Here is a 23,108-nt window from a genome sequence, read left to right as displayed (position 1 = left end):
CGGGCCAATGCGCCATGGCACATGCCAACTATTTGGGGAGCGCACGCGCCATGGCGCTTAGTGCCCCGCCACTGGCCTACTTTTGCGCCGCCACGTGGCCGGTTTTGTCTCCGCCGTTGACAGGCATCAGCTTCGCGAAGAACCGCTTTCACAAGAGCGAGGAAAATCATGAAACTCGCGCCCAGCACAAACAAGGCTATGAAATCCAACCCTGCTGAGCGCATTGCCGACGAGCTGAAACCATTACCCAGATCGTCCTGCAGACCCATCAAGCTGGCCGCGAGTGCCAAGGGGAAGAAACCGGATAGAAGGGAAATCAATAGCATATCCACTACTTCTCCGCGAAACCAACTTCCCGGCTTGGAGAATACTCTGCTGCAGTAGATCGCGCTAACAGCACCGAGGCAGATAATGCTCGCTATGATTGCTGTGAGATATGGCATCGTCGGGATCTTTCTAAAGTTGTGCGAGCGACCGTGCGCGTTCGCATGGTTGTTTTGATGTTGAAAGAAGAAGTTCAGAGGTGTGGGATGCCATGAGTGTCAAACAGGCAAAGGCGTCGTGATGAGGGACGGTCAAGGGGACAGCCAAGTGATCGCAGTGACCACGAAGCGCCCAAGAACCAGTTGCATCCAAGCAAGCCGGTTGGAGTGTCTCACGATTGAACAAACTTCCACAGAAGCGCAATTAGTTCAAACCTTTGAGCCCGACGATCGCGGGCAGACACAGTATGCCATCAGCGGTCAGATGGATCTGCTGCGTGACAGCACTTGCGCCCAGTCCGCCGCGGATTGCGTGGATATCGGCATGCGCAACGAGCTCTTCAATCCATCGCTGCAAGTTTATTTTTTTGCTGAATGCTGTGCGCTGGAGGGGGCACTCGAACGCTTCGCTATATAGCAGTATCCGACCGCCTGGATGCCTGTCTGTAACAGTGAGGCTTTCATATAGGATCGGCCCATTGCGGTCATTCGTCTTCGTTTTGGGCGCTGTGATGCAGCTTGTCCAAACCGGACATTCATGTTGCGTGCGGTATCTGGCATCCTCTAAGGCTGGCAATCTTGGGCGCCATATGTTTCACTTTTGGTGTGTCCTTTTGAAAGCTGGCACACAGGAAACTTTTCATGATCTCAATAAAAGAAATGATCAGGGTGATTATCGGTGCTATGGGCCTTGCCAGCTTGGCGCAGCCCGCATTGGCTGATGGTTTCTTCATGCAAACAGATGCGGGACGCGATACGCGATCTTTCGTGACAACAGTGGCGAAAGGTCCATGGAACTTCGGGCTCAATCTATCGGATTATGAAGGTGGCAGTTCTGCCATCACCAGCGTGACCTATGCGTTTCCACTTGGAGAAGTGGCAGTGCTGAAGCTTGGTCCGTCCATCGGCCTGCTACGCGAGAATGGGGCTTGGGGTGATCCTGAACCAGGTGTGAAGCTGTCTCTGGACCGTTATACTGCGACGCCCTTCGGATCCGTCTACGGTCTGATCGAATTGAATTCCATCGATGCGGCGTGGTTCGTGCTGGCCCAACTGACGCTGCAGCAACAAAGGCTGAGCTTTGAACTCTCTGATGGGGGTAGCGATAGCTATCGGGAGACAACGATTGCCGTTCAGAAAAAGCTTTCGGACGGGCCCGCAAGCCTGAGGTTTGGTTACAAGTTGCGTTCAGAAGAGGTTTTCATCGGTTTCAACATCAACACTTTCTGAGGGACATGTTCGCCATTGCCTGACATCACCCTGCGCCGCGCCTTTCTCATCTTTACCTTGATTTGTGTCTCGGCCATGGCCGTGCTTTTGACCAGCGTGGTCATTGTTCAATCTGCCCGTATGACCGAAGGCAACCTGGACTATACAGTCCGGTTCCGCACGGCGGTAGCCGCCGAAGATCTTGCCCGCACACTGGAACGCGACTGGCGTGATCTTGTGCGCCTGTCTGATCAGGTTGCAGAAATGGAATCCGCTCGCTTGTCAGACGTCTTGTCGGGGATGAGCGGGAATGGCAGCCGAATATCATGGATCGGATTTGCTGATCTGACGGGGCAAGTCGTGGCCGCGAACAATGACCTTCTGTTGGGCCAGTCGGTCAGCGAACGGCCATGGTTCCGGAATGGGTTGAATGGCGGTTTTGCCGGAGATGTGCATGACGCCGTCCTGCTGGCGCAGATCTTGAATCCCAATTCCACAGACCCCCTTCGCTTCATTGATCTTGCCCGGCCTGTGATGGATGCCAACGGCGATCCGATTGGCGTTCTGGGGATGCATATCAATGAGAAGTGGCTTGAGAACTACCTGCGCGAGACAGCGTCGCGTTTCAATCTGGATTTGTTTCTGATCAATTCGAACGGTGAAGTGTCTGCCTCGTCTACTGGAGAGGCACCCAGTTCTGCTGATCTGCAGATCTTGCGAGCGGCGCAAACAGGCGTGCAATCGCAGCAGCGCGAAACCTGGCCGGATGGTCGCGACTACTTTGCCTCATTGGTGCCAGAAGTGTCTTTCGGAGAATTGCCCAGCTTTGGGTGGCGAATGGTCGGTCGCCTCGACGCTGAAGCGATTGATTTCCGGGCAGATTTTGTTCAGCAAGGGGCGCTTTACGCCTCTTTGGTTGGAGTGGGCTTGTCACTTGCTGCGGCTATTCTCTTCTCGAAGGTCTTCATGGTGCCGATCACCTCACTTGCCAATACGGCGGCCCGTATTGCGGAGGGATCGCAGGACTATCCGCACAGCTCCCGGGTCACACATGAAGCCGCACTGTTGTCGGATGCTCTGACGCGGCTACAAAATGACCGCGTCAAGGACGAGAGCTGAAGGATAGGCGCCGCCCCAATCCCATCATGAGCCCCGAAAGGCGGGCACGCTCGATCCCCGGCGCGGCACCTTCAGCATAGAACCGAAGCATGAGTGCCTCTCTCTGCTCCGGATTTGGCATCAGGCGCACGCGCATCCCGTCGACGGTTTCTCCGACAACCTCAACCGGCAGATCGCCGATGCCGTGCAGACGCAAGGTGCCTTCTGTCCCGACAGAGAGGATCTTGCCACGCAGTCGCGCCACTTCCATCGTGAGGGAGGTGATCCAGTAGCGCGCGACCTTCCCCTCGGCGACAAGGATTCCGCGATCAGGCAGATCTGCAATGTGGCGCTCGCGTCGCGGCAACTCGACACAGGCCAGCACGGTTAGGAACAGCACGACCACATTGTAGATTGTCCAGAAGATCACCACCCATTTGCCGTCCCCTGCGTCGTAGAAGGCAAAGCTGTCGAAAAAGATGCCCATAAGCAGCGCCAGAACTGTAAGGATCAGCAACACAAGAAAGGGCGCCATCATGCGCCATTGGACGACAATTCTTGTCCTGTCCCCGCCTTTTGCCGTGACCGAAAAGGGATGACCTTTCGGCTTAATAAGACCTACGAATGCTGCACGGCTGATCGGGATGGCGCTGACCAACTGTCCCACGTCATGTAGAACAGGCATGACCATGCCAGGCATTAGCGCGCGCTGGACTATCTGCGACCAAAGGAAGAAACAGCCGAAATAGGTCACGACCTCCGCCAGCGCGGCATCGACGACGATGATGCTGAAATACCAGTAGAGCAGCGGATAGACGACAACGGCGATGCGGAAGGGAAAACTGGTTGTCCAGAACAAGACGGAGTCGAACACACTCCAGCGATCCCTAAGCCGCAGGTTGTTGCGCCCGAATGGGCCAAGGCGTGACCGAGCGATCTGCATCAACCCAAGGCACCAACGCGCGCGTTGTGTCGTGTATTCCTTCAGGCCTTCGGGGGCCAGCCCCTCGGTCAGTGGCTCTGACAGATAGACGGTCTTCCAGCCTTTGTCCTGCAAGCTCAGGGTCAGCAAAAAATCCTCGGTGATGCTTTCGGTCGGAAGGCCACCGATGTCGCGCAACGCTTGCCAGCGGCAGATGGAGGACGTGCCACAGCAAAAGGCGATCCCCCAGCCATCGCGGGACGGCTGCATGTGATCGAAGAAGAATCTTTGTTCATCGGGGTAGGAGTGGCTGATCCCAAGATTGTGCTGGATCGGGTCGGCATTAAAGAAATGCTGAGGGGTCTGCACCAGCCCCACCTTTGGATCATGGAAAAGCGCCAAGCAGCGTGAGATGAATCCACGATGCGGAATGAAATCGGCATCGAGCACAGCCACGAAATCGGGTGGTATTGGATCTTCGGCCAAACGCTCCAGCGCGTGATTGATGTTGCCGGCCTTGGACCCTTTGTTATCGGGCCGCCGCATGTAGCGCACGCCTTGGTCCGCGCAATAATCGCGCAGCCAGTCGCGTCGACTGTCATCCAGAACCAGAACTTCCTTGTTCTGATGCCTCAGGGATTTCGCCCCGATAATCGTTCTTTCAAGGACATCAAGGTCCTCATTATAGGTTGCGATCAGGATGGCAACGCGTGGCTCGATCTGGCCCCACCAACCGGCGTTCTGCGTCGCCTCTTCGCTGCGCTGACGGATACGCGACATCACGACCATGGCACTGACGGATCCCAGCATCGCCAGAAGTTCGAACCCAAACAGTGACCAGCTGGCCAGCATGTCGATTGTCCAACCGGCCGGGGCAAGCGTCTCTGCTCCCCGCCACCAGATGTAGCGCATGGCAAGCAGAAAAGTGATAGTGAAAAGGATCGCTCGATGCCTGTTGTTCAGCACATCGACCCAATAGGGCAGCATAAGCCCGATCCCCAGGATAAGCACCAGATGGATGGTGCTTGATCCGAGTTCGCCGAAATATAGAAAATCAGGCATGTCAGCCGAACAGATCGCGCAGCCAGTCCAGAGGCCGAGTCTCGAAGAAGGCACGTCCGGTGCGGCCAATCAAACAGGCACCGCCGGAACCCTGACGGAGGCCTGGCACCTGCAGCGTCACGTCGAACCGCTCCAGATGTCGCTGGCTGGGGGCTACGGCAAGGTTGCGATAGATCGTCTCGGCGCCACTGCCGGCAAGCCGGTTGACCGTGCCGTCATAGACCGTCGAACTGCCACCAAGGCGGAAACTGGCCGACTGACCCACCGTCAGGCGGGTGAATACGCGCTCGGTGACCGACAGGGTGACTATGGTCGCCTCGCAATCCACAAGCCGGACAAGTGGATCTCCACGCTGGACAGCGACCTGATCCGCCTCAAGAATCTCCCAGAAAAACCCGTTCACAGGCGAAAGGATCTCGCCGCCAGCAAAGGCGTTTACGCGCAGCCTCTCGCGGTTGATGCGTTCCTGAATTGCATCGCGGCGCGCTTCGGCTTCTGCCAGCAGTGTCGTCAGCGAGGCAACCTCGGAGGCAAGCTCGACCGCGCGCTGCTCAGCGTTCGGCGCATCGTTGTAACCGTCTCCCAGATAAACTCCTTGTTCGGCCGCTTTCAGTGCAATGCCGAGAAGGGCGACGCGTTCGCGCGCATGATCCAACAAAAGCGCCAGACTGCGCGGCTCTGCGGGCAGTCGTTCGCTATCATCTGCCAGTTCATCCAAAGTTTGCGGATCAAGATCGGCCTCGCTTTCCGCCGCCTCGATGATAGCCAGACGCTGTTCTGCATGGTCCAGACGCGTCCGCAATTCTGCAAGCCGTTGTTCACGGAAAACCGATCCACGCGCCAAAAGTTGCTCACGGATCGACTCTGTCTCTTGCAGCACCGCCGTAAGCTGGCCATGCGCTGCCTCGGCGAGGCGCAATTCCATCAGCAGGTCATCCAGCCGGACACGATCAACCAACGGGTCCTGGATGCTGGCGATCGCTTCACCTCTCGCAACCGTTGATCCAAGTTGTCTGGGTTGGATGCGTAGGTTGCCGGCGACCGGCGCGCGCATCGTTACTACGGGTGCATTGACCACAGCATCTGCGCTTGCCCCGGACATTTGCTCTCCGACGATGATCCAGAGTGCAAAAACCACAGCCAGAAGGCCGATGAACAGTCTTGTATAGCGCATGTATTACCTATCGTCCGTCCGACTATCAAAATGGATATGATTGGCAGAATGATGGCAAAAACTGACATTCTCAACCGACGGAAGAGGTTTTCTTGCCAAAGTTCACTTAAAGGGAGCAGCCGGATTCACGAGTAGCCACGTCCGATAGAAGCGCCAGGGTATCTGGATAGTAGAACGGTGGTTGGCCGATGCGTTCCGAGGAGTGCAGTTTGCGGCACGCGGCAACATCCACAATCGCAAAATAGCCCGGAAGGTTGCTTTGTGTGCGCACGTCGCCAGAAACGGTGACTTCAACAGCAAGGTGCGCCTCCTCCGTATTCTCAGTGAGAAGGGAAAGGCCCAAGGCGACGGCTGCATGATCACGACGTCCTGACCAAGTAAGGTAGAGGGGGATCCGCAACGCGTCATATCCCCAGATGACCTCATGCTCTCGCGGGTCTACAAACCCTGAAACGGTGACGTCGATCCAGTTCGGCAAAAGACCTGTCGCGGCCAGTTCCGACAAGACTGTTTCACCATGATCTGCCGCGCGGATCAGACGGGGATCCGCTGCTGCCACGCCCAGTTCCCTCAGGGCCCGTGGCATGATGTAAGAGGGATTGATCAACACCCTGTCCGGCCCGCGCCGCGATTCAGCCCCGGGTGCCAAGAGATACTCCAGAGGGGCCCTTGGATCAGTGACAAGGCAATACGTGGCAATGTCCCGAGCAATCGCAATTGCCTTCTCCCCGTATCCGGCCCATCCCGAGTCGCGTTCTGCACGCAAAAGGGCCCAGGCCCGGAATAGATCGCCATCGGTAGCCGTTTGCCGATCAAGACTGGCCCCGCTGACATGTGGCCGATAGGCCCAAGCCATCAGGTTGTCGTCGCGCAAGGCAAGGTTGGTTTCGGTCCAGTCCTCGATCTCCTTGAAGCTGCTCCGGTCGCCAAAGGCCTGCGCTAATAACAATCCATACCCTTGCCCTTCAGAATGAGTGATCCGGCTTTGCTGAGGGTCAATCACACGGCCGTTCTGCAGATATGTGTTGCGCCAACTATGCCAGACTGGCTCAAGGGCTCGCACTTGGCGCCAGTCCATGGCAAAGACTGCGGCAAGGGGAAGGCTTGTCAGGATTTTTCGACGGGTAAGCATTGTTGCATCTATAGCCACGTGTATCTCGGTATGCACCGCAAATCGCGGTGATCAGGGCAACGACGGCATGTCAGAATTCGTGCAAGAGAACGCAGAAGGCCCTTTCATATCGCGGTTTGAAGATTTGGCTACTGATCAACGTCCGCTTTGACCAATCACGGTGGCTTCTGCCATGCGCCCAGAGAAAGGCCGCTTTCCGCCCTTCCGCGCCATGACCGACAAAGCTGGTTAGCCTACCAATTCCCACAACTCTGCGCATCGTCGAGTGTGCTGGCATAGGTCAGGCACGTCTCTATTCCCTCGTCTTCATTCCGAAGCTTGGCGACCAGGTCGATCCCAACATCACGGCCGTCCCAACCGTTCTCTTTGGCCCAATCGGACCAAGTCCAGACAGCCTCATATTCTTCGGCCTGCACGGGATCATGCCGGAAAAAGGCCAGGCCGAGACGCTCGAAATAGGTGCCTTTCTCGCGCTCGGTGACAGCAGCATCGCGATAGAAATTCAGAATACGGTCAATGGCAGTCATCATCACCCCAACAGGTTTTCAAGCAACTTAACGGCGAAGCGGCGGGCTGGCGACCGGTAAATTGCAGCCCAATTGAGCCAAGAAGGATGAAAGTAACAAGGGGGTAGCCCGTATGAGTGCAGGGCAATGTATTGAAGAATAAAGAGGTTGGAGAGGCCGAATGGAATTTTCCCGCCGTTTGCGCAGCCCGGGTCCTCGGAGCGAGACCCGGGCGGCGCAAAGGGCGGGAAAGGCAGAAAGACAGACAGACAAGGGAGAGAAGCTTGACCCCACCAGGATCGGTGGGACCCACGCGAGAAGGAGACTCCCATGTTTGTCCGCGACGGTTTCAAGAACAGCACCCCGGTGCTGCCCAGTGATCACTTCATCGGCCTGCGCCGCTTTGTCGACGATAATGTCGATGCACTTACCAATGCTGCCAGCCTCCTGGCTGGTGCGAAAGGCCGCCGCATCGTTACGATCATCCTGGAAGGCCTGCAGAACAGCATTCAACCCACGGCGCGCACGATGCGCGCTCTGAAGGAGCTGCTATCCATTCTCTCGCTCGAGAATGTTCACGACGAGATGAACGACGAATGCGGGTTCTTTGCCGCAATCGATCCCTGCGACCCGGCCGTCGCGGACATCTGTCTGCTGACTGACGGCTTGCGCGCCGCTTTGCACGAAGCATGCGCGCAGAAGTCAGCCGGCAAGCACGATCTGGTCACGACCTGACCCCTTCAAACCCGCCGCAGCTCAGGAGGACCTGCGGCGCTTGACGAGGCCGGAATCCCCCGGTCTCATTTTGGAGGTGTCAGCATGACATACCAATTCACCACCCCGTCGTTTTCATTTCTCCCTGACCTGCGGTTTCTCGTCACCATGTGCAATGGACCGCAGGCGATCAAGGATCGGCTCGCCGCTTGGGCCGACTCGGTGGACAATGAGGAGGAAGGGGCATGGACCCTGTCGCAGTTGCAAGCAACTTGCGAAGCCTTGGTTGTGATCGCGCACGCGAACGCAGCCTTCAGCCGGGCGACGGTGCCATTTGGCTATCGACACCGTTCCCAACTCGATGTGGCGGATCGCGGGGGATATCTCGCCGCAAAACGGATCATGTTCGACGTGATTGATCATGCGCCGCTCTGCAACTCCTGCCGTGCAAAACTGATACGCCATGTTCTGGGTGTCGTGGTCGCGCAGAAGGAGCAGCTCGAAAGGCTCATTCCCAGACGCTGAGATCGGTGATCTCCCCGGGCCGACTTCCGGTCCGGGGAACATTTCCTATTGTGTCAAAGACAACCCCGGTTGAGTGAACCGTAATCCTCATGGCGACCCTGGGTCATCTCCGTTCACCGACGGGCATGTTCGCTGTCCAAGTTCAGTTTCTTCAAGACTGATCGCAATCTGTCACCGAAAATCTGGGACCGCCGTTTATGTGAGCTGTCAGGCTGCACTTCCGGGAAGGCCCAAACTTCTTTCTGATCTATTTTCTCGACGATCCATTCCCGAAACCCGAGATCGAGCAGCAACTGTGGCACAGGCAGGATCCGGCGGGACTGCTCTGATTTCAGCACCGCATCGCTTTCCTCACCGATCATAAGGCAGATGAGCCCGTCGCGGCGCACCACGTCCTTCACGCCGAGCTGCAATATTTCTTCGGGTCGCAGACCCATGCAGATCATGAACAGGGGCACCCAATAGACGGAGTCGCGCAGAATGAGCCGCCGGCTGGCTGAGGCTTTCCGCCACCGCTGCTTTGGGGAGGAGGTGCCGGCATAGATTGGCGAAATCATCAAGCGGGCAATATTTTCAAGGGACCAGGAGCGGCGACGCTTCGGGCGTGACACCCGTGTCGGCAATCCGCAGGGCGTTCTCTGCGCTTTATGCCACTTCGTTAACCGACTTTTCAGTTGACGGTGCGAGGGCACGATCCGGTCTTCATCATCAATATCACGCCCGACCCGCCTCGCACCGAGCGCCGCTTTGACGATGCGCTGGAACATGTCGCGCTGCACGACGAGATAATTGTCGGTGAGCCTGGGCGTCAGCTCGTTGACGAGTTTCCGGCGCTTGTCCGGGACTGACATGGTCTCTTCAGCCAGAACCGCTGCAATCAGATCGCGGTCAATCGCATCCGCTTGCTGCGTTTCACCAACCGGGTCGAAGACATTACCGGTTTTCTCATAGCGATTGCGGCCGTGGGATTTGCCCCAGCCTTTGGGGAGCATCCAGAGCAGATGGAGCAGCTCGAAACTTTTTTCCAGGGTCAGCGAGGCGACGGAGATGTCGCCGAAATAGGCGAGTGCGACCTTCCCAACGACCCGGATTTTCTTTTCAACCTCGTCAGTCGCCTCTTCACAGCCTTTCTCGATCGCTTCCGACAAGAGCAGAGGAGCGGTCAGCGCGTCGCGGGACGGGGCGATGCCGTGATGTTGCAGCAGCTCACGCCCTGCATGAAGAGGATCTTCGAATTGGCTTTCCACACGATCTTCGAGATCCAGCAATTGCCGCATGACCGCCAGCACCTGCCGGGCCACGGCGGGCTGCATGATGTCTTCGGTCGACAGGCCATTTTGCGGCGCGATGTCTGCGGCCAGTTGCTCCGAGAGTGCCCAATCCCGGTTGCGTTGCGCCGCAATGATGCGGGCTCGCTTGCTCTCGATCTGCGCGAGATGGTGGGCGCTATCTGTCTCAAGCGCATCACTTTCCTGCCGATCAAGCATCCGTGCGACTGCGCGGCGCACCAGATCCTGAATCAAGGCTTTGGTCCGGGTCTCGCAGACGGGGTTGTCTGACAGAACTGCAATCATGTCTCTCTCTCCTGCTTCGATGAGAGTCAGCAGGAGGGCCGACCGTTTCACCGCGTCGCTGAGAACATCGGTTCGTAGAGAGACAGACAGAAATGCAGGCGCGCCGTGCTTGGTCAGCGCGGTTGGCCAGCGGCGGCGGAACTGGAAGATTCCGTTTCTGCGCACGAGATGCAGACCCCATCTTCGGCGGGAATGACTCGGCCTGACGCGCATACGATGTGAAGCAGGCTGTGAAGCAGTGTGACACATCGGGGACAGGTTGGCCGTTTTGACATCGGCTAACCTATTGGAAAGTATTGAATTTTTCATGTTTGTTGGCTGGGGCGGTAGGATTCGAACCTACGGTACACGGTACCAAAAACCGATGCCTTACCACTTGGCCACGCCCCAACGTGAGGGGCTGATTACTCTGACATTGATACGGGTTCAAGACCCGTTCTTGAAAAAAACGACAGGTTTCGCGTTTCTGGTCATCACTCCCTGACCTCGTCGGGTTTGACGCCCCAAAGCGCGGTCTTGGGGGCCCAGCCGCGATAGCCTCCGGCCGAGAGGCGGCACCAGTCGGGGGTGCAATTGTCCAGGCGTGCCACCACGCCCTGCTCCAGATGCGCATTGGCAGGAGCTGCGGGGTCGGGGCGGCTATGCAGGGCCAGCATGTCCTGATCCACGATCACCGTGCGCGTTCCCGAGAGCAGCGAGTAATGCACCCATCCCCCCGCACCGTCACGGTCGCGCACGCGCCGCCAGTGGCCGTGTTCCGCCGTGATCTCGACAGGCATATCCTCGCGGGTGAAGACCCAGTCGACACGGTGCGTCAGAGAGGGGCCGCGCCGCACATTGACCTCGCCCGACTTGATCGAGACGTAGCGCGGCAAGGGCAGGTTGGTGACGCTGCCCCTGTCCGCCGCCTGCGCCTGTGGCGCGAGAGGTGACATCACCAGCACCGCCAGAAGCGCCGCCACGGCCCGTTTTGCCCGCACAGACCCGCGGTCCGCCCGAAAACTCAGCTTTTTCATTGCGTCTGCCTGCCTTCTATCCGCTCTGACCGGGTGAAATCTGGATTGGGGTTCTTGTGCCCCGCCGGTTCATCCGCCACCATGCCATCAGCCAGCTGATTTGGAAAGAAGGGGAGGGCCTGAATGCCAACTGCACGTCTGAGTGTTGTCGTGACGCGACGCTTGCCCGAAGCGGTCGAGACACGGATGAAGGAACTGTTCGATGTGCAGCTGCGTGAGGACGACACGCCCATGACCCGCGCCGAGCTGGTCGAGGCGATGGCTTCGGCCGATGTGCTGGTGCCGACCGTGACGGATGAGATCGACGCAGGCCTGATTGCACAGGCCGGGGCCCGGATGCGGCTGATCGCCAATTACGGGGCAGGGGTGGATCACATCGACGTGGAAACGGCGCGGCAGCGCGGGATTCTGGTGTCGAACACGCCCGGCGTGCTGACTGACGATACGGCGGACATGACCATGGCCCTGATGCTTGCGGTGATCCGGCGGATGCCGGAAGGGCTTGCCATCATGAACGAGGGCAAGTGGACCGGCTGGTCCCCCACGGCCCTGTTGGGCGGGCGCATCGGCGGGCGGCGTCTGGGCATTCTGGGCATGGGCCGGATCGGGCAGGCCGTGGCCCGCCGCGCCCGCGCCTTCGGCATGCAGATCCATTACCACAACCGCCGTCGCCTGCGTCCCGAAATCGAGGATAAGCTGGAGGCCACCTATTGGGAGAGCCTTGACCAGATGGTCGCGCGGATGGATGTGATCAGCATCAACTGCCCGCATACGCCCTCGACCTTCCACCTGATGAACGCGCGGCGGCTGAAGCTGATGAAGCCCGATGCGGTGATCGTGAACACCTCGCGCGGCGAGGTGATCGACGAGAACGCGCTGACCCGGATGCTGGCGGCGGGTGAGTTGGCCGGGGCCGGTCTGGACGTCTATGAACATGGCACCGATGTGAACCCGCGCCTGCGTGAGCTGCCCAATGTGGTGCTGCTGCCGCATATGGGATCGGCCACGCGCGAAGGCCGCGCCGAGATGGGCGAAAAGGTGATCATCAACATCAAGACCTTTGCCGACGGGCACCGCCCGCCGGATCAGGTCGTGCCATCCATGCTGTAAGGGGCCTCTGACGCCCCGGAAAGGGAGGCTGTCATGAAACACGTTCTTCTGACGCTGGTCGCGCTCTGCGGCTTGGCGGCTGCGGCCTCTGCACAGCAGGCGGCGGATTCGGTGGCACCCGAAGCGGCGAGTGCCCGCGCCAAGGCCGAGGGGCGCCCGGTCGTCGCGCAGGACTGGATGGTCGTGGCGGCGCATCCGCTCGCGTCACAAGCGGGCGCGGATGTTCTGGCCGCTGGTGGCACGGCGGCGGATGCGATGGTCGCGGTGCAGGCCGTGCTGGGGCTGGTCGAGCCGCAATCCTCGGGCCTTGGAGGCGGGGCCTTTCTGGTCTGGTATGACGCGGCCTCCGGGCAGGTCACGACGTTGGACGGGCGCGAGACGGCGCCGCTGGCCGCAACCCCGCGCCTCTTTCAGGATGCGTCGGGTGAGCCGTTGAAGTTCTTCGAAGCGGTGGTCGGCGGGCGCAGCGTCGGCACTCCCGGCACGCCCGCCCTGATGGCGCAGGCGCATCTGCGCTGGGGGCGCAGCGACTGGAGCGGGCTTCTGGACCCGGCGATCCGGCTGGCGGAAGAGGGCTTTGCCGTATCGCCACGGCTGGCCACGCTGGTGGCGGGCGATGCAGAACGACTGGCGGTGCATCCCGATACGGCTGCCTATTTCCTGCCCGGTGGCGTGCCTCTGGCAGAGGGTGATACCCTGCGCAACCCGGCCTATGCCGACACGCTGCGCCTGTTCGCCCAACTGGGCACCGATGGTTTCTACACCGGGCCGGTGGCCGAAAGCATCGTCGCGGCGGTGCAGGGGGCTGCGGGCAATCCGGGCGTGCTGGACATGGTCGATCTGGCGATCTACCGCGTCAAGGAACGCGCCCCCGTCTGCGCGCCTTACCGGTTCTGGCAGGTCTGCGGGATGGGGCCGCCCTCGTCCGGAGCGCTGGCCGTGGGGCAGATCCTTGGCATGCTGCAAGGCCATGATCTGGCCGCCCTTGGCCCCGACAATCCCGAAAGCTGGCGCTTGATCGGCGATGCAAGCCGCATGGCCTTTGCCGACCGGGGCCGGTATGTCGCCGATAGCGATTTCGTGCCTGTCCCTGTTCAGGGGATGCTCGATCCCTCGTATCTGCAAGGACGCGCGATCCTGCTGGCAGGGGATGACGCCTTGCCAGAGGTGACGCCCGGCACGCCGGACTTCGACCACACGCTGCTCTGGGCGGATGGCGACACGCTGGAGCAACCCTCGACCACCCATGTTTCAATCGTGGACAGCTACGGCAATGTGCTGTCCATGACCTCGACAATCGAGAACGCTTTCGGCGCGCGCGTCATGGCAGGCGGGTTTCTGTTGAACAATGAATTGACGGATTTTTCCTTCCGCAGCCATGACGGCGGCGTGCCGATTGCCAACCGGGTGGAGCCGGGGAAACGCCCGCGCAGCTCCATGGCCCCGACCATCGTCATGCGCGACGGTGTGCCGGTTCTGGCCATCGGCAGCCCCGGCGGAAGTTCGATCATCGGCTATGTGGCACAAGCCCTGATCGCGCATCTGGACTGGGGCATGAATGTGCAGCAAGCGGTCAGCATGGGCCATGCGCTGAACCGCTTCGGGGTCTATGATCTTGAGGACGGCACGGATGCCGCCGCGCTGGCCGAACCTTTGCAGGCGATGGGTTATGAGGTGAAGATCGGGGCGCAGACATCGGGTCTGCATGCGATTGCCATTACTGCGGATGGCTTGCAGGGCGGCGCCGATCCCCGACGTGAAGGTGTCGCGCTGGGCAAGTAAGCACGCGGCACGCGTCGCTTTCGTGCGCCAGGTCGCTTTCAGACAGGATTGCGTCGGCTGGTTCACACGCGCATTTCTGTGACTGCTATTGATCGGCCAACGCTTGATCCAAGGGAGTCGCAGGCACCATGAAAACACATGTCAAAGCTCTGGTCGTCGGTGGCGGCGCGGTAGGCACCTCGATCGCCTATCATCTGGCACGCGCCGGCTGGCAGGATGTGATGCTGCTGGAACGCGACGAGCTGACATCGGGCTCGACATGGCATGCGGCGGGGCTGTTGCCGCTGTTCAACATGTCCTTTGCGACCACCCATATCCACAAATATTCGGTCGAGTTCTACAAGTCGCTGGAGGCCGAAACCGGCCTGAACGCGGGCTTTTCCGTCGTCGGCAACCTGCGGATGGCGCAGACACAGGCGCGGATGGACGAATACATGGTCTATGCCACCACGGCCGAGACCTGCGGCGTGCCCTATGAATGGATGACACCCGCCCAGATCAAGGACCGCTGGCCCTTGGTGCGGACCGAGGATCTGAAAGGCGCGATCTATCACCCCACGGATGGCTATATCAATCCGGCCGACGTCACGATGGCCATGGCCAAGGGCGCGCGGCAGCGCGGCGTGATGATCGAGCGCAAATGGCAGGCCGACGCCTATCACTGGACCGGGTCCGAATGGCAGGTGACCTGCACCAAGATGGTGGAAAAGGGCGGCAACCTTGTGCCATCCGACGAGCAGATCGTCATCACCGCCGAACATGTCGTGACCGCCACGGGCAATCACGCGCAGCGCACGGCGCGGCTTTTGGGGATCAAATCGCCCGCGATTCCGGTCGAGCATCAGTTCATCGTGACTGAGCCTGATCCGGCGCTGGTCGCCTACCGCAAGGCGGGCGGGCTGGAGCATCCCGTGCTGCGCGATGCCGATGCGAAATGGTATGTGCGCGAGGAACGCGGCGGCTGGATTCTGGGCCCCTACGAGCGGAACGCGCCTGCGCGCTTCGAATTCGGTGTGCCCGACAGTTTCCGCGCCGATCTCTTCCCGCTGGATCTGGAGCGGATCGAAGAGGAATACATGTCCATGATCCACCGGATCCCGTCCTCGGAATCCGTGGGTCTCAAGGATGATTTCAACGGGCCGATCTGCTATACCCCCGACGGTAACCCGCTGGTCGGTCCCGCACCGGGCCTGCGCAACATGTGGCTGGCCGAAGGCTTCAGCTTTGGCATCACCGCCGCTGGTGGCACCGGCTATTATCTGGCGCAAATGATGGTCGAGGGCGAGGCCGAGATTGACATGGCCGCCCTTGACCCAAAGCGTTACGGCAGCTGGATGACCACCGAATATGCCGCGCGCAAGAACGAGGAATGCTATGAGCATGTCTTCATCCTGCATCACCCCGATGAGGAACGAGAAGCCTGCCGCCCGCTGCGCACCGCCCCCGCCTATGACCGCCAGAAAGCGCGCGGCGCACAGTTCGGCCATGTGAATGGATGGGAACGGCCAAACTACTATGGCCCGCTGGATGCGCCGGACAATTTTGACCATGATGCCCGCAGCTTCCGCCGTGGCGGCTGGTGGCATTATGCCGTTGAAGAAGCGACGGCGATCCGCGAGGGCGTGGGCCTCATCGATGCCACCGCCTTTACCAAGCATCTGGTCAAGGGACCGGGCGCAACGCAGTTCCTCGATTGGTTCACCTGCAACAAGCTGCCGAAGGTGGGCCGGATCAACCTGACCTATGCGCTGACCGATCACGGCACCACGCGGACTGAATACACGATCGTGCGTCTGGCCGAAGATGAGTATTATCTGGTCAGTGCGGGCGCATGGACCGATTATGACGCGGATTTCCTGCGCAAATCCGCCGCCGACAAGATGGGTGATTTTGGCTATGTCGAGATCCAGAATGTCACCACGCAATGGGGCGTCTTTGCCATCGCGGGGCCGAAATCGCGTGATGTGCTGAAAGCGGTGATCAAGGATGCCGATCCCGGCACCGCCCTGTCGAACAAGCGGTTCCCGTGGCTCAGCGCGCGGCAGATCGAGCTGGGCATGTGCCCGGTCAATGCGATCCGCGTCGCCTATACGGGTGAATTGGGCTGGGAACTGCACCATCCGATCGAGATGCAGAACTACCTTTTTGACCTGCTGGAAAAGGCGGGTGCGGATCATGGCATGAAGCTGGTCGGGGCACGGGCGCAGAACTGGCTGCGGCAGGAAAAATCCTATCGCGCCTTCGGCAACGAACTCGGCCGCGACGCCACCCCGCTTGAGGCCGATCTGCCGCGTTTCGTGGATCTGTCCAAAGACTTCCGTGGCAAGACCGCGATGGAGGCCCTTGGCATTCGCTCCAAATGCGTGACGATCCTTGTGGATGGTCCCGCCGATGCCGATCCCTGGGGCCGTGAGGCGCTTTATGCGACCGACGGCACCCGCGTCGGGCGACTGACTTCGGGCGGCTATTCGGTGCATTTCGGCCAAAGCATTGGCATGGGCTATGTCCGCCCCGATCTGGCGGTGCCGGACACGGCGCTGAAGGTCAAGATGTTCGATCAGTTGTGGGATGCACGGGTGGTCGAGGACAGCCCCTATGACCCTGCCAACGCAACGATCCGTCAGGACGGATAAAGGGGCAGGGGGCGTGGTGACACGCCCCCGCCTGTCCGGTCAGCCAGCGGCGGCTGTCATTTCGTCATAACATTCCAGTGCCTTGGCCGCATACATCATCGAGGGGCCGCCCCCCATCTGGATGGTCATCGCCAGCACATCGCCGATTTCCTCGCGACTGGCCCCGGCGCGGATCAGGGTTTCCACATGCAGCACGATGCAGGCGTCGCAGCGGGTGGCGATGGCGATGCCAAGGGCCACGAATTCCTTGGTCTTGAACTCCAGCACGCCGCCTTCCTTCACGGCTTTGCCCAACCCGCCAAAGGCGCGTGTCGCCTCGGGGATGGCCTTGTTCAGGGCGCGCAACTGGTCGCGGGTGCTGTCGAGCTTGTCATTCCATGTCATGATGGGTCCTTGCCTTGATGTCAGTCCGGCAAGGGATAATCACGGCGCAACCGGGCCCGCCTTGATCCTGATCATGAAACCCGCTCAGGGGCGGCGCGCGACAAAGGCAAGGTTGTTGGCGGGCATCTCGACGACCTGCACAAGATCCAGCCAGTTGGCGTGAATCCAGTCGATGACATCCCAGTCGTCCTTGTAGCCGATCTCAGGGTCCTGCGCCCGCAACGAAGCGTGAAAGGCTGTATCCCCATCGGACGTGGTCTGGCCATCCCGCAGGAAAGGACCGTAAAGCACGAAGCGACCGCCGGGGGCCAAGGCCTGCGCCACTTCGGCGATCAGGGTTTTCGCCTCAAACACGCTGATCAGATGCAGCAGATTGACCAGAACGATCAGGTCCTGCCCGGCATGCGCCGCACCCCAACCCGCCGCGGTCGCGTCCAGCGGGATCGCGGGCCGCAGGTTCGGCAGACCGGCGACCGCTGCATGGGCATTGACGGATGACCGCCGCGCCGCGTCGATATCCGTGGGCTGCCAGTCCAGACCGGGCATGGCGCGGGCAAAGACGGCCGCATGCTCTCCGGTGCCCGAGGCGATTTCCAACGCGCGCCCTGTGGCGGGCGCGTGATCGGCCACCAGCGTGGCAATATCGGCCGCATTGCGCGCGGCAGATGGCGCGAACATGCGCCCGTCATCCGAAGGATGCGCGACCGACGCCGTATCGGGCAGGTTCAGGCGGCGCGACATCTCAGGCAAACCGTTTCGGATCAAGGGCCGCGACCGTCGACGCATCCAGCGCGGGCGTGCGGTCCAACACCAGATCTGCCAGCAACTGGCTTGCAGCGGGGGCGGTCTGGAACCCATAGCCACCTTGCCCGGCGCACCAGAAGAACGACGCCTCCTCCGCATCCGCCCCGATCACCAGCGCACGGTCAGGCGCGAAACTGCGCAACCCTGCCCAATTGGCCAGCATACGTGTCACGGGCGCGGTCACGGCCTCCTGATAGCGGGCAAGACCTTCGGCCAGCACCATGTCATCGGCCCAGGCATCCTGCGGCTCTATAGGGTCCTCGTCGGCGGGGGACACGATCAGTGCCCCCGCATCGGGTTTGCAATACCAGCTTTCGCCTACCCCATCGACAAAGGGCCAGTCCGCGGGCGACATGCCCTGCGGCAGCGCAATCCGCGCCATCGACCGGCGATATGGCTGTATGCCCAAGGCAGTCAGCCCTGCCATCTGTGCCACGGTGTCGGCCCAAGCCCCGGCCGCGTTCACCAGAAGATCGCCCTCATGGGTCTGCCCGTCCGCAGTGGTCACACGCCAACCCGTGGCCATGCGCTCGATTCCCGTGACCCGCGCACCGGTCACGATCTGCGCGCCAGCCGCGCGGGCACTGCGGGCGAAATTCTGGATCAACAGATCCGTGTCGATATCCTGCGCATCCTCGCGATAGGCGGCATGGGTGATCGTGTCGCGGTTCAGGATCGGCCACAGTGAGGCCGCCTGATCCATCGTGATCGCGTCCAGCCCCAGATCGGCGCTGTCGGCGCGAAAGGCCTCTTCATGCCCCGCGCTGGCCACCATCATCATGCCGCGCGGCGACAGCACACCGCCATCGGCATGGTGATGATGATCCGCGCTGGCTGCGTTCAGCGCCTTGATCGTGGCATTGCCGTAGTTGCGCAGGAACATGGCCGCCGACCGGCCCGAGGCGTGATAGGCCAGACTGTCCTCACCCTCCAGCACGGTGACATCCGCATGCGGTGCGAGGCGGGCGGCCGCGGAAATGCCCGCGATGCCTCCGCCGATGATGAGGACCCGGCTCATGCCTCCTCCAGCCGGTCCGTGGCGGGGGCGGGCGTGGGGGCAAGGGCCGTCAGCCGCGCGTATAGCGCGTCGTCAAGTGTATAGGTCATGGCCGCCAGAGATGGCGCCAACTGTTCAGCCGAGCGGCCCGAGACGATGGGCGTCGGCCCGGCCTTGTGGCGTGCGGCCCATGCGACGGCCAGCGTCGCGGCATGGACGCCCACATCGGCCGCAATCTCCTGCAACCCGACGGCCGCCTTGTGCATCCATTCGGGCGCATAGCGGCTGGCATAGGCCTGATCCTCGACCAGACGGCCGCTGCCCCCGGCGGCATATTTGCCCGTCAGCAGGCCACCGCCCAGCGGAGAATAGGGGGCGATTGCAATGCCTTGATCGACACAGGCAGGGAACAGCTCCACTTCGGCCTGCCGTTTCACGATGTTGTACATCGGTTGCAGGATGTCGATCCGCAGATCGAATTCGGACGCCACCCATTGTGCCTTCATCACCTGCCATGCGGCGAAATTCGACACGCCGACATAGCGGATCTGGCCCTTCTGTTTCAGGTCCGCCAGCGTCTCAAACGTTTCGCGCAGCGGGGTGTTGTCGTCAAAGCGGTGCAGATACAGGATATCCACCTGATCCATTCCCAGCCGTTGGCGCGAGATGTCGAAAGTTTTCAGGATATTCGCGCGCGTCGATCCGCCCACATAGCCCGCCTTGGTCGCCAGGATCAGCCGGTCACGGTGCGGCGCGATCAGGCGGCCCGTGATCTCTTCCGACGCACCGCCTGTATAGGCATGGGCCGTGTCGAAATGGGTGATGCCCGCGGCAAGGCTCGCCTCGAACATGGCGGCAGAGGCGGCTTCGTCCGCGCGTCCACCGAATTGCATGGTGCCAAAGGCAAGGCGGCTGGCGGGAGTGCCGTCACGGCTGGTCAGGATATGTGTCATGGCGTGAAACTGCCACGAGTCCGGACCAAGGAAAAGGGGCAACCTCAGTCCGGCGCTGTCATCCGCATCTTGCGCAAGGCCCAGACGAGGGACAGCAGGTAAAGAAGGTCCAGCATCATCAGCGTGACCCAGGGAAAGCTTATCAACGCCGCAAGGAAGCAGACGAATCCGACATAGAGATAGCGCACATTCTCGCGTCGGATGGTCAGGGATTTCAGCGACCATGTGGGCAGGCGGCTGATCATGAGCAGACCCACACCCAGCATGTAAAGCGCCACGATGGCATCCGGAATGCTCGGCGCACCGGGCAGAGCGCGGTCAATGAACAGCGGCAACAGCACCAGAAGCGCCCCGGCGGGCGAGGGGACACCCTCGAAATGGCTGGCAGGTTTGTCGCCTTCGGCGGTCTTGGTCCCGACGTTGAACCGCGCCAACCGCAGCACGCAGCACAGCGCATAGATCACGACGGCGATCCAGCCCAGATTGCCCATGTCCTTGAACGCCCAGAAATACATCAGCAGGGCCGGGGCGATCCCGAAGTTCAGGAAATCGGCAAGGCTGTCGAGTTCCGCACCAAGCGCGCTTGCGCTTTTCAGCAGCCGCGCAAGGCTGCCGTCCAGACCGTCCAGCACGGCGGCCAACAGGACAAGCTGCACCGCCACGGTGAAATTGCCGGCCGTGGCATAGCGGATTGCCGTCAGGCCCGCGCAGATCGCGCCGACCGTCACCAGATTGGGCAGCAGCTGCACGATCGGCAGCTCGCGCCGCGACCGGACCGGGGGCATCAGGTCGGGATCAGGCTGTTCGCCCACTGCGTGCTCCTTCCGTCGAGGTCAGGTCTGCGATCACCGTCTCGCCCGCGACCATGCTTTGCCCGACGCTGACCAGCGGGGCCACACCATCGGGCAGATAGACGTCGACGCGGCTGCCAAAGCGGATCAGGCCAAAACGCTCGCCCGTCAGCAGGCGATGCTCGGGCCGCGTCCAGCACACGATGCGCCGCGCCACCAGTCCGGCGATCTGCACCACCGCGATCTGCCGACCGTCTTCCATTTCGATGGCCAGCGAATTGCGCTCGTTATCGACCGACGCCTTGTCCAGCGAGGCGTTCAAGAACTTGCCGGGGCGATAGGCGACGGCCGTCACGCGGCCCGCGATGGGGGCACGGTTCACATGACAATTGAACACGTTCATGAAGACGCTGACACGCGTCAGGGCGTGATCGGCCATGCCCAACTCGGCCGGCGGCACGGCCTTCTCGATCAGCGAGATCACCCCGTCAGCCGGGCTGATCAGCAGACCTTCGCGCGTGGGCGTGGTCCGCTTGGGGTCGCGGAAGAAATAATAGCACCAGACCGTCAGACCCACGCCGATCCATCCCAGCGGCTCCCAGATCAGGAACAGAACCGCCGTGATCGCGGCAAAGATCGCCACGAACTTGCGCCCCTCGGGGTGCATCGGCTTGATGAATGTGTCCAGCATGGTCATGGGGCGTGTCGTCCTTCAGGATGTTGGCCCTTGCCCTACATCCTTGCAGGCGTCAGTGCAATGCGACTGACTGGACAGGCCCTCGTCCTGTCGCGGACCGCCTAGGTCCGGCGATCCGCGATGCGCGCGCCCGCCTGTGTCGCGATCTGGGTCAGTTGGCGCAAGGCCGCGCGCAGGTCACGCGGCGGGGCTTGCTCCAGATCGGCATCTATTCGGCCATGTGTCGCGTGCCAGACGGGCAGGGCGGATTGCAGCAGGGCGACACCCTCGGGCGTGATGGCAAGAAGGCGGCTGCGCTTGTCCGTGGCGCAGGGCAGAACACGCACCAACCCCTTGCGCTCCAGTGGTTTCAGCGCGGCTGTCAGCGATGTGCGGTCCATCGCCAGAAACAGGGCAAGCTGGCCGATTGTCGGTGGCTCGGCCCGGTTCAACGCCATCAACAGCGAGAATTGCCCGTGGGTCAGGCCAAAAGGCCGCAACGCCGCATCGAACAGGCGACCCAGCGCCCTTGCCGCCCGCTGGCTGTGCAGGCAAAGGCAGGTCTCGGCGACATGTCGCACGACATCGGGGGCAAGGCGGCTTTGGGTGGACTCTGGCATGATAGGTTGATATCAACCTAAATGATCCGGCGCAAGTCCGGGCGATTCCCGCGCGGCCAACGGATCGTGCGGGGCAGACAAGGAGGGATCGGCACAATGGCATATCTCCAACGCAAGCTGCGCACTTGCCTGTGGTTCCCCCGCGACGGCGACAAGGCGGCTGATTTCTATGTTTCCCTGCTGCCCGACAGCGCCATCGAAGGGGGGCATGGTCCCGCAGGCGGCCCGCCTTTGGTGATCGAATTCACGCTGGCCGGTGCACCGATGATGATCCTGAATGCCCAGGGCGCACCCGCGCCCGGCCACGCCGCCTCGATCAGTGTGCTGACCGAGGATCAGGCCGAAACGGATCGACTCTGGTCCGCGCTGACCGCCGATGGCGGGGCAGAGGTGGCCTGTGGCTGGCTGACGGACCGCTGGGGTGTCTCGTGGCAGATCGTGCCGAAACGCCTGCCCGCGATGTTGGGCGACCCGGACCGGGCAGCCGCCGACCGCGCCTTCACCGCCATGCAGGGCATGGTGAAACTGGATCTTGCCGCACTTGAAGCGGCATTCGCAGGACCTCGAAAGGGAGAGACATGATGTATGTGGATGGATTTGTTCTGGCCGTGCCTTCGGCCAACAAGGAGGCCTATCGCAAGCACGCGGCCGAGGCCGCCGTCATTTTCAAGGAACACGGCGCCTTGTCGATGGTGGAAGGATGGGGCGACGACGTGCCCGAGGGGAAGATCAACTCCATGCACACGGCCGTTCTGCGCAAGGAGGATGAAACGGTCGTCTTTTCGTGGATCACCTGGCCCGACCGGGCGGCCCGCGATGCCGGTATGGCCAAGGTCTTTGCCGATCCGCGCATGAACGGCACCATGGAGGCGATGCCGCTGGATGGCAGCAGGATGATCTTTGGCGGATTCGAGGTGATCGTCGACGCCTGACCCTTGGTGGGG

At 61.2% G+C, this 23,108-nt stretch carries 24 protein-coding genes and 1 tRNA gene; 10 read left to right on the top strand and 15 right to left on the bottom strand.

Features of this window, described 5'->3' with window-relative positions; translation table 11 throughout:
- Positions 1–443, bottom strand: a 443-nt coding sequence (locus tag PVW27_RS17360) for a hypothetical protein (protein WP_274559946.1), incomplete at its 3' end; no start/stop codon positions are given.
- 148 nt (positions 444–591) lie between these two features.
- On the opposite strand from PVW27_RS17360, the gene PVW27_RS17355 reads away from it, so the two are divergent.
- The 3 genes from PVW27_RS17355 (at position 592) to PVW27_RS17345 (ending at position 2,810) form a co-directional block, all read left to right on the top strand.
- On the top strand, positions 592–900 hold the full coding sequence (locus PVW27_RS17355; RefSeq protein WP_274559944.1) for a hypothetical protein: 309 nt from the start codon (positions 592–594) through the stop codon (positions 898–900).
- Positions 901–1,124: 224 nt separating this feature from the next.
- Entirely contained in the window at positions 1,125–1,712 is a 588-nt protein-coding gene (locus tag PVW27_RS17350; protein ID WP_274559942.1) for a hypothetical protein, read from the top strand.
- Positions 1,713–1,727: 15 nt separating this feature from the next.
- The gene (locus PVW27_RS17345) at positions 1,728–2,810 is read left to right on the top strand and encodes a cache domain-containing protein (RefSeq protein ID WP_274559940.1); all 1,083 of its coding nucleotides are present in this window, start codon (positions 1,728–1,730) and stop codon (positions 2,808–2,810) included.
- Here PVW27_RS17345 and PVW27_RS17340 read toward each other — a convergent pair.
- From PVW27_RS17340 to PVW27_RS17325, 4 genes are all read right to left on the bottom strand, one after another.
- Complete coding sequence (locus tag PVW27_RS17340; protein WP_274559938.1) at positions 2,794–4,773, bottom strand: glycosyltransferase family 2 protein; 1,980 nt, start codon at positions 4,771–4,773, stop codon at positions 2,794–2,796. The two genes, PVW27_RS17345 and PVW27_RS17340, sit on opposite strands and share 17 nt — an antisense overlap.
- A gap of 1 nt (position 4,774) precedes the next feature.
- Positions 4,775–5,947: an HlyD family efflux transporter periplasmic adaptor subunit gene (locus PVW27_RS17335; RefSeq protein WP_274559936.1), complete on the bottom strand. Its 1,173-nt coding sequence runs from the start codon at positions 5,945–5,947 to the stop codon at positions 4,775–4,777.
- Positions 5,948–6,053: 106 nt separating this feature from the next.
- Positions 6,054–7,079 carry a glycosyl hydrolase family 8 gene (locus PVW27_RS17330; protein WP_274559934.1) on the bottom strand — a complete coding sequence of 342 codons (1,026 nt, stop codon included), beginning with the start codon at positions 7,077–7,079 and terminating at the stop codon, positions 6,054–6,056.
- A gap of 233 nt (positions 7,080–7,312) precedes the next feature.
- On the bottom strand, positions 7,313–7,609 hold the full coding sequence (locus PVW27_RS17325; RefSeq protein WP_274559932.1) for a restriction endonuclease: 297 nt from the start codon (positions 7,607–7,609) through the stop codon (positions 7,313–7,315).
- 306 nt (positions 7,610–7,915) lie between these two features.
- On the opposite strand from PVW27_RS17325, the gene PVW27_RS17320 reads away from it, so the two are divergent.
- Together PVW27_RS17320 and PVW27_RS17315 are read left to right on the top strand one after the other, a co-directional pair.
- Positions 7,916–8,320, top strand: coding sequence for a hypothetical protein (locus PVW27_RS17320; RefSeq protein ID WP_274559930.1), 405 nt, complete (start codon positions 7,916–7,918; stop codon positions 8,318–8,320).
- An 84-nt stretch (positions 8,321–8,404) separates the two neighbouring features.
- Positions 8,405–8,824, top strand: coding sequence for a hypothetical protein (locus PVW27_RS17315; RefSeq protein WP_274559928.1), 420 nt, complete (start codon positions 8,405–8,407; stop codon positions 8,822–8,824).
- Between the two features lie 113 nt (positions 8,825–8,937).
- Here PVW27_RS17315 and PVW27_RS17310 read toward each other — a convergent pair whose 3' ends face one another.
- The 3 genes from PVW27_RS17310 to PVW27_RS17300 all read right to left on the bottom strand — a co-directional run bounded on the left by PVW27_RS17310 (position 8,938) and on the right by PVW27_RS17300 (position 11,414).
- Positions 8,938–10,398, bottom strand: coding sequence for a hypothetical protein (locus PVW27_RS17310; protein WP_274559926.1), 1,461 nt, complete (start codon positions 10,396–10,398; stop codon positions 8,938–8,940).
- Positions 10,399–10,713: 315 nt separating this feature from the next.
- Positions 10,714–10,788 (bottom strand) — tRNA-Gln (locus tag PVW27_RS17305).
- An 83-nt stretch (positions 10,789–10,871) separates the two neighbouring features.
- Positions 10,872–11,414, bottom strand: coding sequence for an SH3 domain-containing protein (locus PVW27_RS17300; protein ID WP_432762091.1), 543 nt, complete (start codon positions 11,412–11,414; stop codon positions 10,872–10,874).
- 123 nt (positions 11,415–11,537) lie between these two features.
- Between PVW27_RS17300 and PVW27_RS17295 the strand changes: the two genes are divergently transcribed.
- The 3 genes from PVW27_RS17295 to PVW27_RS17285 all read left to right on the top strand — a co-directional run bounded on the left by PVW27_RS17295 (position 11,538) and on the right by PVW27_RS17285 (position 16,939).
- Positions 11,538–12,524 carry a 2-hydroxyacid dehydrogenase gene (locus tag PVW27_RS17295; protein WP_274559925.1) on the top strand — a complete coding sequence of 329 codons (987 nt, stop codon included), beginning with the start codon at positions 11,538–11,540 and terminating at the stop codon, positions 12,522–12,524.
- Positions 12,525–12,557: 33 nt separating this feature from the next.
- The gene (ggt, locus tag PVW27_RS17290; protein WP_274559923.1) at positions 12,558–14,306 is read left to right on the top strand and encodes a gamma-glutamyltransferase; all 1,749 of its coding nucleotides are present in this window, start codon (positions 12,558–12,560) and stop codon (positions 14,304–14,306) included.
- A gap of 128 nt (positions 14,307–14,434) precedes the next feature.
- Positions 14,435–16,939, top strand: a complete 2,505-nt coding sequence (locus tag PVW27_RS17285; RefSeq protein ID WP_274559921.1) for a GcvT family protein — start codon at positions 14,435–14,437, stop codon at positions 16,937–16,939.
- 39 nt (positions 16,940–16,978) lie between these two features.
- On the opposite strand, the gene PVW27_RS17280 is transcribed toward PVW27_RS17285, so the two are convergent.
- The 7 genes from PVW27_RS17280 to PVW27_RS17250 form a co-directional block, all read right to left on the bottom strand.
- Positions 16,979–17,323 (bottom strand): carboxymuconolactone decarboxylase family protein, encoded by a 345-nt coding sequence (locus tag PVW27_RS17280; protein WP_274559919.1) that lies wholly within the window; start codon positions 17,321–17,323, stop codon positions 16,979–16,981.
- Between the two features lie 84 nt (positions 17,324–17,407).
- Complete coding sequence (locus PVW27_RS17275) at positions 17,408–18,064, bottom strand: DUF938 domain-containing protein (RefSeq protein ID WP_274559917.1); 657 nt, start codon at positions 18,062–18,064, stop codon at positions 17,408–17,410.
- Position 18,065: 1 nt separating this feature from the next.
- Positions 18,066–19,145 (bottom strand): NAD(P)/FAD-dependent oxidoreductase, encoded by a 1,080-nt coding sequence (locus tag PVW27_RS17270; RefSeq protein ID WP_274559915.1) that lies wholly within the window; start codon positions 19,143–19,145, stop codon positions 18,066–18,068.
- On the bottom strand, positions 19,142–20,077 hold the full coding sequence (locus tag PVW27_RS17265; protein WP_274559913.1) for an aldo/keto reductase: 936 nt from the start codon (positions 20,075–20,077) through the stop codon (positions 19,142–19,144). Before PVW27_RS17265 ends, PVW27_RS17270 begins: the two co-directional genes overlap by 4 nt.
- A 44-nt stretch (positions 20,078–20,121) precedes the next feature.
- Positions 20,122–20,889 (bottom strand): CDP-diacylglycerol--serine O-phosphatidyltransferase, encoded by a 768-nt coding sequence (pssA, locus tag PVW27_RS17260; RefSeq protein ID WP_338019964.1) that lies wholly within the window; start codon positions 20,887–20,889, stop codon positions 20,122–20,124.
- Complete coding sequence (locus PVW27_RS17255) at positions 20,873–21,565, bottom strand: phosphatidylserine decarboxylase (RefSeq protein WP_274559911.1); 693 nt, start codon at positions 21,563–21,565, stop codon at positions 20,873–20,875. The genes pssA and PVW27_RS17255 overlap by 17 nt, the downstream gene beginning before the upstream one ends.
- A 101-nt stretch (positions 21,566–21,666) precedes the next feature.
- Entirely contained in the window at positions 21,667–22,164 is a 498-nt protein-coding gene (locus tag PVW27_RS17250; protein WP_274559909.1) for a MarR family winged helix-turn-helix transcriptional regulator, read from the bottom strand.
- 96 nt (positions 22,165–22,260) lie between these two features.
- Here PVW27_RS17250 and PVW27_RS17245 point away from each other — a divergent pair, with 96 nt between their 5' ends.
- Together PVW27_RS17245 and PVW27_RS17240 are read left to right on the top strand one after the other, a co-directional pair.
- Positions 22,261–22,746 carry a VOC family protein gene (locus tag PVW27_RS17245; protein WP_274559907.1) on the top strand — a complete coding sequence of 162 codons (486 nt, stop codon included), beginning with the start codon at positions 22,261–22,263 and terminating at the stop codon, positions 22,744–22,746.
- A complete protein-coding gene (locus PVW27_RS17240; RefSeq protein ID WP_274559905.1) occupies positions 22,743–23,096 on the top strand; it encodes a DUF1428 domain-containing protein in 354 nt (117 codons plus the stop codon). Before PVW27_RS17245 ends, PVW27_RS17240 begins: the two co-directional genes overlap by 4 nt.
- The last annotated feature ends 12 nt before the right edge of the window (positions 23,097–23,108 follow it).

This window comes from Seohaeicola sp. 4SK31, from assembly GCF_028802875.1.
Taxonomy (GTDB): Bacteria; Pseudomonadota; Alphaproteobacteria; order Rhodobacterales; family Rhodobacteraceae; genus Seohaeicola.
The sequence above is the reverse complement of the archived record's forward strand: the minus strand, read 5'-3'. Positions and strand labels throughout refer to the sequence as shown.

Bases quoted from the DNA above. Each gene is read 5' to 3' on its own strand.
- PVW27_RS17240 (WP_274559905.1), top strand. From the start codon at position 22,743: ATGATGTATGTGGATGGATTTGTTCTGGCCGTGCCTTCGGCCAACAAG.
- PVW27_RS17315 (WP_274559928.1), top strand. From the start codon at position 8,405: ATGACATACCAATTCACCACCCCGTCGTTTTCATTTCTCCCTGACCTG.
- PVW27_RS17285 (WP_274559921.1), top strand. From the start codon at position 14,435: ATGAAAACACATGTCAAAGCTCTGGTCGTCGGTGGCGGCGCGGTAGGC.
- PVW27_RS17280 (WP_274559919.1), bottom strand. From the start codon at position 17,323: ATGACATGGAATGACAAGCTCGACAGCACCCGCGACCAGTTGCGCGCC.
- PVW27_RS17270 (WP_274559915.1), bottom strand. From the start codon at position 19,145: ATGAGCCGGGTCCTCATCATCGGCGGAGGCATCGCGGGCATTTCCGCG.
- PVW27_RS17275 (WP_274559917.1), bottom strand. From the start codon at position 18,064: ATGTCGCGCCGCCTGAACCTGCCCGATACGGCGTCGGTCGCGCATCCT.
- PVW27_RS17340 (WP_274559938.1), bottom strand. From the start codon at position 4,773: ATGCCTGATTTTCTATATTTCGGCGAACTCGGATCAAGCACCATCCAT.
- PVW27_RS17245 (WP_274559907.1), top strand. From the start codon at position 22,261: ATGGCATATCTCCAACGCAAGCTGCGCACTTGCCTGTGGTTCCCCCGC.
- PVW27_RS17310 (WP_274559926.1), bottom strand. From the start codon at position 10,398: ATGATTGCAGTTCTGTCAGACAACCCCGTCTGCGAGACCCGGACCAAA.
- PVW27_RS17250 (WP_274559909.1), bottom strand. From the start codon at position 22,164: ATGCCAGAGTCCACCCAAAGCCGCCTTGCCCCCGATGTCGTGCGACAT.
- PVW27_RS17295 (WP_274559925.1), top strand. From the start codon at position 11,538: ATGCCAACTGCACGTCTGAGTGTTGTCGTGACGCGACGCTTGCCCGAA.
- PVW27_RS17335 (WP_274559936.1), bottom strand. From the start codon at position 5,947: ATGCGCTATACAAGACTGTTCATCGGCCTTCTGGCTGTGGTTTTTGCA.
- PVW27_RS17330 (WP_274559934.1), bottom strand. From the start codon at position 7,079: ATGCTTACCCGTCGAAAAATCCTGACAAGCCTTCCCCTTGCCGCAGTC.
- PVW27_RS17300 (WP_432762091.1), bottom strand. From the start codon at position 11,414: ATGAAAAAGCTGAGTTTTCGGGCGGACCGCGGGTCTGTGCGGGCAAAA.
- PVW27_RS17325 (WP_274559932.1), bottom strand. From the start codon at position 7,609: ATGATGACTGCCATTGACCGTATTCTGAATTTCTATCGCGATGCTGCT.
- PVW27_RS17265 (WP_274559913.1), bottom strand. From the start codon at position 20,077: ATGACACATATCCTGACCAGCCGTGACGGCACTCCCGCCAGCCGCCTT.
- PVW27_RS17320 (WP_274559930.1), top strand. From the start codon at position 7,916: ATGTTTGTCCGCGACGGTTTCAAGAACAGCACCCCGGTGCTGCCCAGT.
- PVW27_RS17350 (WP_274559942.1), top strand. From the start codon at position 1,125: ATGATCTCAATAAAAGAAATGATCAGGGTGATTATCGGTGCTATGGGC.
- ggt (WP_274559923.1), top strand. From the start codon at position 12,558: ATGAAACACGTTCTTCTGACGCTGGTCGCGCTCTGCGGCTTGGCGGCT.
- PVW27_RS17255 (WP_274559911.1), bottom strand. From the start codon at position 21,565: ATGACCATGCTGGACACATTCATCAAGCCGATGCACCCCGAGGGGCGC.